The sequence below is a fragment of the Pallidibacillus pasinlerensis genome (assembly GCF_009996845.1).
Taxonomy (GTDB): Bacteria; Bacillota; Bacilli; order Bacillales; family Caldibacillaceae; genus Pallidibacillus; species Pallidibacillus pasinlerensis.
The window spans coordinates 1-13,322 of the sequence record NZ_JAACYS010000032.1; the positions used below are offsets into that span (position 1 = coordinate 1).

General features: G+C 34.8%; 12 protein-coding genes. All 12 read right to left on the reverse strand.

Going from position 1 to position 13,322, the window contains the following annotated elements:
* Positions 1–552 precede the first annotated feature (552 nt).
* Positions 553–2,040 (reverse strand): lysine--tRNA ligase, encoded by a 1,488-nt coding sequence (gene lysS / locus GW534_RS08160; protein ID WP_161920553.1) that lies wholly within the window; start codon positions 2,038–2,040, stop codon positions 553–555.
* A gap of 182 nt (positions 2,041–2,222) precedes the next feature.
* Positions 2,223–3,224: a tRNA dihydrouridine synthase DusB gene (gene dusB, locus GW534_RS08165; RefSeq protein WP_161920554.1), complete on the reverse strand. Its 1,002-nt coding sequence runs from the start codon at positions 3,222–3,224 to the stop codon at positions 2,223–2,225.
* Between the two features lie 24 nt (positions 3,225–3,248).
* Positions 3,249–3,767, reverse strand: a complete 519-nt coding sequence (folK, locus tag GW534_RS08170) for a 2-amino-4-hydroxy-6-hydroxymethyldihydropteridine diphosphokinase (protein ID WP_161920555.1) — start codon at positions 3,765–3,767, stop codon at positions 3,249–3,251.
* 86 nt (positions 3,768–3,853) lie between these two features.
* A complete protein-coding gene (gene folB, locus GW534_RS08175; protein ID WP_161920556.1) occupies positions 3,854–4,213 on the reverse strand; it encodes a dihydroneopterin aldolase in 360 nt (119 codons plus the stop codon).
* A 123-nt stretch (positions 4,214–4,336) separates the two neighbouring features.
* On the reverse strand, positions 4,337–5,260 hold the full coding sequence (gene cysK, locus GW534_RS08180; protein ID WP_161920557.1) for a cysteine synthase A: 924 nt from the start codon (positions 5,258–5,260) through the stop codon (positions 4,337–4,339).
* A 101-nt stretch (positions 5,261–5,361) separates the two neighbouring features.
* Positions 5,362–6,252, reverse strand: coding sequence for an Hsp33 family molecular chaperone HslO (gene hslO / locus GW534_RS08185; RefSeq protein WP_161920558.1), 891 nt, complete (start codon positions 6,250–6,252; stop codon positions 5,362–5,364).
* Between the two features lie 60 nt (positions 6,253–6,312).
* Positions 6,313–7,080, reverse strand: a complete 768-nt coding sequence (locus tag GW534_RS08190) for a type III pantothenate kinase (protein WP_161920559.1) — start codon at positions 7,078–7,080, stop codon at positions 6,313–6,315.
* Between the two features lie 144 nt (positions 7,081–7,224).
* Positions 7,225–9,240, reverse strand: coding sequence for an ATP-dependent zinc metalloprotease FtsH (gene ftsH / locus GW534_RS08195; protein ID WP_161920560.1), 2,016 nt, complete (start codon positions 9,238–9,240; stop codon positions 7,225–7,227).
* 144 nt (positions 9,241–9,384) lie between these two features.
* On the reverse strand, positions 9,385–9,933 hold the full coding sequence (gene hpt / locus GW534_RS08200; protein WP_161920561.1) for a hypoxanthine phosphoribosyltransferase: 549 nt from the start codon (positions 9,931–9,933) through the stop codon (positions 9,385–9,387).
* Between the two features lie 59 nt (positions 9,934–9,992).
* A complete protein-coding gene (gene tilS / locus GW534_RS08205; protein WP_161920562.1) occupies positions 9,993–11,375 on the reverse strand; it encodes a tRNA lysidine(34) synthetase TilS in 1,383 nt (460 codons plus the stop codon).
* Positions 11,376–11,565: 190 nt separating this feature from the next.
* On the reverse strand, positions 11,566–12,537 hold the full coding sequence (locus GW534_RS08210; protein WP_161920563.1) for a protein kinase domain-containing protein: 972 nt from the start codon (positions 12,535–12,537) through the stop codon (positions 11,566–11,568).
* A complete protein-coding gene (locus GW534_RS08215; protein WP_161920564.1) occupies positions 12,506–13,246 on the reverse strand; it encodes a VWA domain-containing protein in 741 nt (246 codons plus the stop codon). Before GW534_RS08215 ends, GW534_RS08210 begins: the two co-directional genes overlap by 32 nt.
* Positions 13,247–13,322 lie beyond the last annotated feature (76 nt).

Genomic DNA, 13,322 nt, shown 5'->3' on the forward strand with positions numbered 1-13,322 from the left:
AGTGTTTGATTTGCTCAAAATTAAAACTGACTAAATGGTTAAATTAAAACACTTTGTCTTGTTCAGTTTTCAAGGTTCATTTTTTGATAACAACTTTTTAAGGATATCATTTAAGTTGTTTTTCGTCAACACTTTTTTTAAAAAAGTTTTGACGAGGTTTTTTAATGTCGTTTGAGCGACTTTTAAATATTATCATAAAGTGTTTTTCACGTCAATACCCTTTATGATTTTTTGTCGAGTTTCAATTATCTTGTCCTCTCAACAACATTTATTACTATACCATCATTTTCTTAATGAAGCAACAACAAATTCCAAAAAAAGTTTTTTCGGAATATAAATAACATTAAGGAACAAATAAGTGATTTATTATGTAAGAAAAATAAGTATTCTCTTTTATGATTAAATTGTTCAATCATTCCAAAGCTATTCGATAACTTATTTACATAAATATAATCAAAATCTATATTTATGTTACACTTCTATTCTTAAAATATCCATTCCATAAAAAGTAAAAAGAGTACCTCTAAAGGGTACCCTTTTTTATACCGTATATTAACGATGATGACGCATATGTGGGAATAATAGAACATCACGGATTGAAGGTGAGTTTGTAAGTAACATTACTAGTCGGTCAACACCAATACCTAACCCGCCTGTTGGAGGCATTCCATACTCTAATGCTTCTACGAAGTCTTCATCCATTAAATGAGCTTCATCATTTCCTTGCTCTCTTTCTTTCAATTGATCTTCAAATCGTGCTTTTTGATCAATTGGATCGTTTAACTCTGTAAAGGCATTTGCGTGTTCGCGTCCGACAATAAACAGTTCAAAACGATCAGTAAATCGTGGATCTTCCGCATTCTTTTTCGCAAGTGGTGAAATTTCTACTGGATGTCCATAGACGAAAGTTGGTTGAATCAATTTTTCTTCAATTCTTTGCTCAAAGAATTCATTAATAATATGGCCAACTTCCATATGATCAGTAATCTCAATATCATGTTCTTTTGCTAATGCACGTGCTTCTTCTAAAGACTTCTCTTCCCAGAAGTCAACACCACAATATTCTTTTACCGCATCAACCATATGAAGTCTTCTCCATTTTGGAGTTAAATCGATCTCATATTCGCCATACTGAATTTTTGTCGTACCTAGAACCTCTTCTGCAATATGAGCAATCATATTTTCTGTTAGATTCATAATGTCTTTATAATCAGCATACGCTTCATATAATTCGATCATTGTAAATTCAGGATTGTGCCTTGTCGATACTCCTTCATTTCTAAACACACGACCAATTTCGTATACTTTTTCAAGTCCACCTACAATTAATCGCTTCAAATGAAGTTCTAGGGCAATACGCATATATAATTCCATATCTAATGCATTATGATGGGTAACAAACGGTCTTGCTGCTGCTCCCCCTGGAATAGTATGCATTACTGGCGTTTCTACTTCTAAGTAACCTAAATTATCTAAGTAACGACGCATTGATTGAATAATTTTACTACGTGCAATAAACGTATCTTTACTATCTGGATTTACAATTAAATCTAGATAGCGTTGACGATATCTTTGTTCAACATCTTTTAATCCGTGAAATTTATCTGGGAGTGGACGTAAAGCTTTCGTTAAGATTCGGAAATCATTAACTTTAATTGATAGTTCGCCCACGTTAGTTTTGAATAATGTACCTTTTACACCAACAATATCTCCAAGGTCAGCCATTTTAAAAATTTCATATTGCTCTTCACCAACAGCATCTTTTCGAACGTAAATTTGTAATTGACCCGTTACATCTTGTAAATGAGCAAAACCGGCTTTACCTTTACCGCGTTTTGTCATTATACGTCCAGCAAATTCAATGTTAATATTTTTATTTTCTAGTTCATCTTTTTCTAGTTCTCCATATTTTTCAAAAGCATCTTTTGCTAAATGGGTTCTTTCAAAACGTTGACCAAACGGATCTTGTCCTTTTTCGCGCAACTCTTCCATCTTTTGTCTACGAACGATAAGCTGGTCATTTAATTCTTCATGACTCATCGAAAATCATCTCCAATTATATATTCTTAACTTCTATTATGTAACCATACTTAAAAGTTTCAAACACTTTCAAAGTAAAATTTTATATATCTAAAAAGCAAAACTGCCAGTAGACTACTGGCAGTATAGCATACCAAACTTATTATATTGGATATATCAACCGATTGTCAAACCTTGGTAGTTTATACAGCCTTTTGTGCTACACTTTCCTTTTCACCTAATTCATCTACAATTTCGTCCAATATTTTCACAAGTTCTTCTCTCTTTTCACAGCTATTAATAGAATTACGGTATTTACCACTTCCTTTAATTCCTTTCAAGTACCAAGCAGCATGTTTCCGCATTTCTTTAATAGCGACTCTTTCACCTTTAAGATCAATTAACCGATCCATATGAGTTTTGCAAACTTCCATTTTTTCTTTAATAGACGGTTCTCCTAATAACGCCCCAGTTTCTAAATAATTTACCGTCTGATAAATCATCCATGGGTTACCTAGTGCCGCACGCCCAATCATAACCCCGTCTACCCCTATTTCATCAAGCATTCGTTTTGCATCTAGTGGTGTTTTTACATCACCATTTCCGATTACAGGGATATTTACCGCTTGTTTAACATCATGGATGGCATCCCAGTTCGCTTCACCTTCATACATTTGGACTCGAGTACGCCCATGCACACTTACAGCAGCACCACCTGCCCGTTCTACTGCTTGCGCATTTTCAACAGCGTAAATATGATTTTCATCCCAACCGATACGCATTTTTACAGTTACTGGTTTTTCTACCGCATCTACAACATATGAAACCATATCATAAATTTTATTCGGTTCTAATAACCATTTAGCCCCGGCTTCACATTTTATAATTTTATTTACGGGACACCCCATGTTAATATCGATAATATCTGCATTCGTATTTTTATCAACAAACTTGGCAGCTTCAACTAACGATTCCTTTTCACCACCATAAATTTGTAAACTTAATGGGTGTTCCCTCTCATCCATGTGTAACATCCCTAATGTTCTTTTATTACGTAAGTTGATACCTTTATCACTGATCATTTCACAACAAACAAGCCCTGCGCCAAATTCTTTCACAGTTAAACGGAAGGCTGAATTACTTACACCTGCCATTGGTGCTAAAACGACACGATTTGGTATTTCTACATCACCAATTTTCCACATTTTACATCGCCTCCCTCTACACTATTAATTAAAAAGTTTATTAATGTCTCGATCTTGTTTTTTCTTCCATAAACGAACACCGGTTTTGTTAATCTGATGAAGGAGAATATCTACTGTTCGATTAATGTTCGGTATTACGATCTCTCCATTTATTTCCGCAAGCGGGACTAAAACGAACGCCCGTTCATGCATTCTTGGATGGGGAATAATCAAATCCTTAGTATGAATAATATCTTCATTAAATAAAATAATGTCCAAATCAATTGTCCGAGGACCCCAATGAATAATTCGCTTACGGTCAAGTTGTTGTTCTATGTCTAAACAAATCTCCAGTAGTTCATGAGGATTTTTTTCCGTCTCGATTTCTATAACCATATTTAAAAAAAGATCCTGCTCCGTAAATCCAACCGGGTCTGTTTCAAATATCGATGAAAAGTTATTAACTTTTATAGAATGTTTTTCAAGTGATTGAATCGCTTCATATAAATAACGTTCCCGTTTTCCAATATTCGACCCTATTGATAAAAAAGCTCTATTCACCATCTTACATCATCCTGGTCTAAATTTAATTTATAAAATGTTACCAACACCGTTACTTGGTATAGTATACATTATTGAATTATTGCTAACTATCTTTTCCGTGTTATTTCAATACTTACAGACTTATAATGCCCTGGAATCGGTGGATCCGGTTTAATCAACTTTACAGTACAACTATTAATTTTCTCAAAGTGAGTAAGAATATTATTTGCAATTTGTTCAGCGACCGTTTCAATTAAAGAATAGCTTTTTCCTTCAACAATTTCTTTGCATAAGCTATATAAATCTGCATAATTAACGGTTTCTGATAAATCATCAGTTTTACCAGCCTTCGATAAATCTAATTCAACCATTAAATCAACAATAAATCGTTGGCCTAAACGATTCTCTTCTGGAAGTGCTCCATGATATCCGTAAAATTCCATCTCGTTAAGAAAAATCTTGTCCATAAATCCTCCTGATTCAATAACTTTATTATATTTTATCAAATCCAACCGTTAGCTTAAAGCAACCAAATTTCAAAACAAATAAAAAGTCCCATGGCTATTAACCATAGGACAAATATTTTAACATTATTCAAATTGATAAAGTGCAGTACTTAAGTAACGTTCTCCATTGTCTGGAACAACAGCAAGAACTTTTTTACCTTTACCTAATTTTTTAGCAGTCTCTAATGCAGCATGAATAGCAGCACCAGCTGATATACCACCTAAAATCCCCTCTTGGCGTGCAACTTTACGTGCAGCTTCAAAGGCTTCTTCCGTTGCTACAGTGAAAATCTCGTCATATATTTCTGTATCAAGTACTTTTGGTACGAAGTTTGCACCAATTCCTTGAATTTTATGAGGTCCTGGGTTGCCACCAGATAGAATTGGTGAGTCTTTTGGCTCAACGGCAACAATTTTAATGTTTGGATATTTTTCTTTTAATACTTCACCAGCACCAGTAATTGTTCCACCTGTACCGATTCCTGCAACAAAAGCATCTAACTGATCGCCCATTTGTTCGACAATTTCAGGTCCAGTCGTTTTTCTATGTATTTCTGGGTTGGAGTAGTTTTCAAATTGTTGCGGCATGAAATAACCTTTTTCTTTTGCAAGTTCTTCAGCCTTTTCTACAGCACCTCTCATACCTGCTGGTCCTGGAGTTAATACAAGTTCTGCACCATATGCGCGTAATAAATTACGACGCTCAATACTCATTGTCTCTGGCATAACAAGTACGGTTTTATAACCTTTTGCTGAAGCAACCATCGCTAAACCGATTCCAGTGTTTCCACTAGTCGGTTCAATAATTGTATCACCTGGTTTAATTACACCCTTTTTCTCAGCATCTTCAATCATCGCTAATGCAATACGATCTTTAACGCTGCTACCAGGATTGAAATATTCAAGTTTTAAATAAACTTCTGCTGAGTTTTCATCAACAACATTGTTTAATTTAACAATTGGTGTACGACCGACTAATTCAGTGATGGAATTTACATATTTGGACATCAAATCCACTCCTTTTAAAATCCCAAGCATTTTAATTGGTTTACTAGTATTTTATTCCTAAACGATGGCCCCTGTCAAACGATAACTTGAAAAAGTTTTCATTATTTTTTGTTTTCTTCTGCAAGTCGTTTAAACTCTTCTAATTCTTCTTTTGAGTATTGATACTTCTCATTACAAAAATGACATTGCGCTTCTGCCTTACCATCTTCTTCGATCATTTCTTGCAATTCTTGTGCACCTAAGCTGATTAAAGCATTTCCAAACCGCTCCTTAGAACATGTACATTCAAATTCAACTGGTATCGTTTCTAATACCTTCAAATTATCTTTTCCTAATAATTCTTCTAAAATTTCTTCCGGAGTCATTCCATTGCTAACCATTGTTGAAATTGGCTTAATTGTTTTTAAATGGTTTTCAATTTTTGTGATTGTCTCGTCCTTTGCACCAGGCATAATTTGTAAAATAAAGCCACCACTCGCTAAAATTGTATGATCCGGGTTAACAAGAACACCGACACCAACTGCTGAAGGAGTTTGTTCTGATGTTGCGAAATAATACGTAAAATCTTCACCAATTTCACCTGAGACTAGAGGGACTTGACCAGAAAACTTTTCTTTTAAACCTAAATCTTTAATAACCGTTAGCATTCCATTCGTTCCTACTGCCCGTCTAACGTCGAGTTTACCACTCTCATTCAAGTCAAAATGCACATGTGGATTTGCTACATAACCACGAACTTTACCATTTGTATTCGCATCAACTAAAATAAGTCGAATTGGACCGTCCCCTTCGATTTTCACTGTAATTCGACTATCATCTTTTAACATAGCACCCATCATGGCACTTGCTGTTAGAGTCCGGCCAAGAGCTGCTGAAGCAGTAGCCCAAGTGTCATGTCTTCTTTGCGCTTCTCTTACTGTTTCTGTAGAACGAATGGCATATGCACGTACTTCACCTTCATAACCAATCGCCTTTACGATGTAATCACTCATTTTTTTATCCTCCATATTTACTATAAGTACTTAATAATAGTTCATTATATGTATATCATTTCAATCATTGTTCTTTTTATAAATAAGTTGTAATCCTTTTAAAGTTAGTAAAGGATCAACAACATCAATAATCTTTGCTTCCCGTGCAATTAGTTTAGCCAATCCTCCAGTAGCAATAACTTTCGGATTTTTTCTAGCCTGTGACTTCATACGAGAAACAATTCCCTCTACTTGTCCCACATATCCATATAAAATACCTGATTGCATGGCTTCTACCGTATTTTTACCTACTATATTGTCAGGCGGTACAAGTTCTATTCTTGGTAGTTTAGCCGTTCTCGTATATAACGCTTCCGTTGAAATTCCTATACCTGGTGCGATTGCTCCGCCTTGGTAAGAACCATTTTCATCGACATAACAATATGTAGTCGCAGTACCAAAGTCTATAATGATTAAAGGACTACCATATTCTTGAACGGCAGCTATTGCGTTAACAATTCGATCAGCCCCGACTTCTTTCGGATTTTCATATTTAATATTTAATCCTGTCTTTACTCCTGGACCTACAACTAACGGTTCCACATCAAAATATTTTCTACACATCGCCTCAAGGGCAGTCATAATTGGAGGTACAACAGAGGAAATAATTGCTCCGGTTACTTCTGACTCTGTTCTACCCTCATTATTAAAAAGGGACTTTATTAGTAAGCCATATTCATCCTCTGTTTTTGAACGATCTGTAGCTATTCGCCAAAAATACTTTAATTTATCATTTTCATAAACACCTAAAACGATATTTGTATTTCCTACATCAAGCGCTAATAACATTTTTTCACCAACTTTATTAATTAGAATGCACAAAAATATTAACATAAATTACAGCAAAGCTGAAATATTTTACAATAATTATGGCAATTTATCTAGTTTCAGCTATAAAAAAGCAGGCTTTTAAAAGCCTGCTTTTCTCACAACTTATTCTCGTTTTTCCGAATCATCTTGTCGGTCAGCTTTATCATCTTCTTTTTCTTCAGTAGATGATGTTTGTTCATCGGAGTTTTGAACTTGATCTTCATCTTTACCAGAGATATTGATTTTCACATCAGAGGATTTAGATTCTGAAGAAGTTGTTTCTTCTTCATTGTTATCTGCTAAATCTTCTGGAGGTAATGTTCTATTTTCAAAAATATAACGAATTTGTTTCGCATTTAATGTTTCTACTTTTAATAAAGCCTGCGCAATCGCTTCTAACTGTTCACGATGTTCCGTGATAATTTGCTTAGCTTTTTCGTAACATTCACGAATGATGGATTGAATTTCGATATCAATTTCATAAGCAATTTTATCAGAATAATTTTGCTCACTATTTAAGTCTCTTCCTAGGAAGACTTGACCACCGCTTTGACCAAATTGCATTGGTCCTAGCTTTTCACTCATACCGAATTCAGTTACCATACGACGAGCGATATTTGTCGCTCTCTCAAAGTCGTTACTTGCACCAGTCGAAACTCTTCCAAAAACGATTTCTTCAGCAACACGACCACCTAGAAGACCTGTAATCTTATCTTTTAACTCTTCAGTTTGCATAAAGTAACGGTCTTCTTTCGGAAGCATTACAGCGTATCCACCGGCACGACCACGAGGGACAATTGTTACTTTATGTACCATATCAGCTTCATCTAATACAAGTCCAATAATGGTATGTCCACTTTCATGGTAAGCGACAATTTGACGTTCTTTCTCAGAGATTGTACGCGATTTCTTTGCTGGACCGGCAATCACTCGGTCTGTTGCTTCATCAATATCACGCATATCAATTTTCTTTTTATTCGCACGAGCAGCAACTAACGCAGCCTCGTTTAATAAGTTTTCCAAGTCGGCACCAGAAAATCCTGGCGTTCTCATAGCAATTGTTTTTAAATCAACGGATTCATCTAATGGTTTGTTGCGGGCATGAACTTTAAGAACCGCTTCACGACCTTTAACATCTGGACGGTCAACGGTTATTTGTCTGTCAAAACGACCTGGACGTAAAAGAGCAGGATCTAGAATATCTGGACGGTTTGTTGCTGCAATAATGATAATTCCTTCATTTGCTCCGAATCCATCCATCTCAACTAGCAATTGGTTCAACGTCTGTTCACGTTCATCGTGTCCACCACCAAGACCGGCTCCACGTTGACGACCAACCGCATCAATTTCATCAATAAATATAATACACGGTGCATTTTTCTTTGCATTTTCAAACAAGTCACGTACACGGGACGCACCAACACCGACAAACATTTCCACGAAGTCAGAACCACTGATGGAGAAGAATGGTACACCAGCTTCACCAGCTACGGCACGAGCAAGCAATGTTTTACCCGTACCAGGAGGTCCTACTAAAAGCACACCTTTTGGTATTCTCGCTCCAAGTTCAGAGAATTTCCGTGGATCTTTCAAAAATTCCACAACTTCTACTAGTTCTTGCTTTTCTTCATCTGCACCAGCTACGTCTTTAAAACGAACCTTTTTCTTGTCCTCGGTATAAAGTTTCGCTTTACTTTTACCAAAGTTCATTACACGGCCGCCGCCGCCTTGTGATTGATTTAATAAGAAGAAAATAAAGAAAATTAGTATGATAAATGGAATCATGGAAGTAAGTAGGTGAATCCAACCACTTGTTTCTTTCGCCATTAATACCACAAATTCCGTACCTTGCGCTTCTGCTAAAGTTTCAATACGTTCTACCGCAGAAGGACTAGGAAGTACATTTACGGTAAACTGTTCATTTTCACCGTACTCTTTTAATTTACCGGTGATATAGTATACCTGTCTTTCAGGCTGTACTTCAATGTACTCAACATCACCTTTTTCAAGGTGTGTGATAAATTCATTATATGTCATTTTATTATTCGTTTCTTGTCCATTGGTAAAAATACTTATAATACCAATTAGGACTAATAAAACGAGTAGATAGAATACTGTATTTCTAAATATCCGATTCATCCTTGACCTCCTCTCAAGGCAAAACAAAACTTATTAAATATTAACATAGAAAATCAAACAAAGACAAGAAAATAGGCTCTTATTAAACGCTTATAAACAATAGTGCTTAAAGTATATATTATTAATATGTGTTTTTCTTACGAATTACTCGTTGCTATTTTGATACACTTCAGGTTTTAAAACACCAATATACGGTAAATTACGGTATTTTTCCGCATAATCTAAACCATAACCAACTACAAATTCATTCGGAATTGTGAATCCAAATAGATCTGCTTTAATATCTACTTTTCTTCCCTCTGGTTTATCAAGAAGTGTAACAATTTTAATTGATTTCGCTTTACGGTAATGGAATAAATTCACTAAATAACTTAATGTTAATCCGCTATCAATGATGTCTTCAATGATTAATATGTCTCTTCCTTCTACAGATGTATCAAGGTCTTTAATAATTTTTACTTCTCCAGAAGAGACCGTTCCTTTACCATAGCTAGAAACATCCATGAAATCAATTTCTAAATAAATGTCCATTCGCTTAATTAAATCGGACATAAATGGTAAAGCACCTTTTAAAACACCTACTACAAGAGGAAAACGATCTTTATATTCCTCTGATAAAATTGCTCCAAGTTCTTTTACTTTATCTTGTAATTCATCTTCTGAAATCAAAATTTTTTCGATATCTTGATTCATTAAAGCTCCTCCTAGAAGTTATTTAAAACTAAAATTACATATTAGTATTTGATAAAAAATTATTTATATTGCAAAATAACTTTTTCACCTGTTGTAAAATCTGATGCTTCGTAAATAGACTTTCTTAAACCTGGTACCCAAAGAATATTATCTTCTTGGTCTGTAACGATTGGCCATACATCCCGCTCATTATGTGGTATTTTTAAATCGATAAAAAGGGACTTAATTTTTTTCGTTCCTACTCCTTTAATACGGATACGATCTCCATTCTTTCGTGTTCTCACGTATAACGGAAATTCAGTATTTTCATCTAATATAAAAATATTTTGTCCAATATCGTCAGGGACTGAACCTTCTTTCATAAAAAGTTGCCTACCATTAGGCAGTTCTAAAGTCTTTCCTTTATCCCAATTTAAAAAATAAGGTTTTTTCGTTTGGACATGGAATGTAAATACACATAAATCATAGGAACGATAAACTTTTAAATTTTGGGGCAAATCAATTTGACCAGAAGGTTTAGTTTTATCGATTAATTCAAAAATAGAATCTATATGTATTGATGTGAGATCCTTTGGTAATTCACCATTATAAAGATAGTTTAATATTAGTTGAATACATCGTCTTTGTAAAGGAAATGGTGCTTTTCTAAATTCAATTAAATTTAACGTTAAATCACCATTTTTCTCCTTGCTTACTACCTTATTATACGTTTTTTTTGCAAGGTCCATTAAAAAAAATTCATCTTCTAGCATCTGTTCACTAAATTGTTGAAAATGAATATGTACGTTCTTGTTTTCTGATTTTAAAAATGGAAGGATATGATTTCTGTAGCGGTTCCGAGTATAAATATCTTCCTCATTTGTATGATCATATACAGGTATAAGATTATTCATCTTAATGTAATCTTCAATTTCAGATTTTGTAACACATAAAAAAGGACGAATAATGGTTCCAGTAGCAAAAGGACGTTTCACTTGAATTCCAGCAGCCGCTTTCAGTTCGGAACCTCTAGTTAATCTCATGAGGATTGTTTCAATTTGGTCATCACCATGATGACCTAATGCAAGGGTTGAGATATTTCGCTTTTTCATTACGGATTGAAAAAAATCATAACGTACTTCGCGTGCAATGACTTCAATACTGCTAGAACTTTCTTTCGATATTTCATTAACATTAACCTGTACACCTTCAAAAGGAATATCCCAGTCTTTACAAATATTTTTTACATATAATAGTTCTTCAAAAGATTGTTTTCCACGAAGCATATGATCTACATGGGCAACCGTGAGAGTGATATCGTACATTTCCTTATGCTTATTTAAAAAGTAGAGTAACGCTAATGAATCGGGCCCACCAGAAACTCCTACTAAAACAGATGAACCTTTTTGAATTAATTTATGTCTATCAATAAACTGCTTAACTTTTTTCTCTAAATCACTCATTTCTAATATTCCTCTTTTACCATAAGGTTTATATTCTATTTTACATGAATAGCCAATAATTTAAAAATATTTTTTTCACTGTAAATAAAACTTAAAATCCCTCCCTGCATTGCACATTATTAATACAAAAAACACTAATGAATTTTCAGCCAATTTATAATTAGGTAGGGGAAGAATTCACCCTACCTAGTCAAAAAATATTCCCTAATATGTAGTAAACATATAATAAAGAAATCAAAATAAAAATAAGGATTGTTTCGATAACCCCCATTACCCAACTACGACGTGATTTTCTTTGTCGCGTCTGATTGTAATTATAACTTCGCCTTCGTACTGTTCTTTTTTGATCACTAACTGTTTGACCATTCAATATCTTTAACAAATCCTTTCGCATTGCATCAGCTGTTTGATATTTCCCTGTTAGCGCCTTTATTAATACAGATTTATATTTTCTCAATTCTTGGGACGCATCAATTGCCTGCGTTAATTGTTGAATTCCACCTTCCTTTTTCAAAAACCGTTGCGGATAACAACTATTAATCATAATCATCCCTATAGCAAACAAATCATAGGAAGGCTCAGACTTTCGACTACCTAATCCCCAATAACCTCGATCAAAAAACTCCGTATACTCCTTTATTGCCCTCCCTATCGGAGTTGTACCACCAACATCAATACAACGAATTTTAATTGGTGGACCAGCAACAATTAAATTGTCGGGCTTTAAATCACCGAAAACCCATCCTTGTTTATGTAAATCCCCTAAATCCTTTAGTAATTGTAAAATTAAAATTGGTAACCATGTCATTCCATTTTTCCGGATAAAGGGAATAAGATGGACTCCTTCTACATACTCCATTACATAAAAAGAGTACTGTTGAGTTCCTATAACCCAATCATCAACATCCAATAAAGAAGGCCCGAGGGTAACCCCTTGGGCTTTTGAAAAGGATTTAAGAACATTTACTTCAGATGTCACCGTCATCGGTTCAAAGCTTATTTTTAGTGCTGCCTTATTTCCGTTAAAATCAACTAAATAAACCGTACCATTCGCTCCACTGCCAAGCTCTCTTATTACTTTATAAGAATTCTGATGCCACTTCCCTTGAATAATCGTTCCATACTTTATATTAAATTGACTCTTCGTAAAACTCTTCATCATGATCACCGGATAATAAGCCTTTTAAACTTCGTTTTTTGCCAAAATGTTTTATAGCCTCTTTTATAGCTGGACCTGTCGGTGTCATTCCTCTAGGGGTTAGTTTGTTGAAAACTGTCGTTAACGATTCGAGCTTTGGAGTCCAATCGAGCAGTTTTTCTACATCTTTCCGCTTACCAGGGAAAACAAACAAGGAAAATTGATTGTTTCCTGTTCGAGCATTAAGACTAAGTGACAAATCAAGTAGAGCTTCCTTAACTGTAGGTAGTTTATGTTTCATACTTAAACTCGTATCTACAAGAATCAAAATTTCTAAGTTTACCGTTTCATTAAGTTCATCTACGACCTCTAAAACCTCACCCCTTTTATCTGGTGGAAGATTTTCCATCGTTACTTCCGAACCTAAAATTTGTTTCAGTTCCTGATTTACAACTCCTTGCAATGTTTGTGTCATCGCTTTTCTAGTTACCATTTGTACCGTTTGTGATAAGCTTTGTGCATAAACTACTTGACTCACACCACCACCTTGACTGGCGATTCCTTCGATTTCCCTCATCCCATATTCATCAATTACATCATTTTCCATTACACCAATTACATTAACGGTAATCCCTTGTTCTTTCGCTAAGGCTGCCATGGCGATTGGGTTTTCTCCATGGTTTGAACAGCCATCGGTAATTAATAAAATTTGTTTTAACGTCCCTGGTCTCATACAATCCCCTCCTAAAATTACTATCTTCCATCTTTGCCTTTTCGGAGGGGATATATACATAATTTACTGAATATTC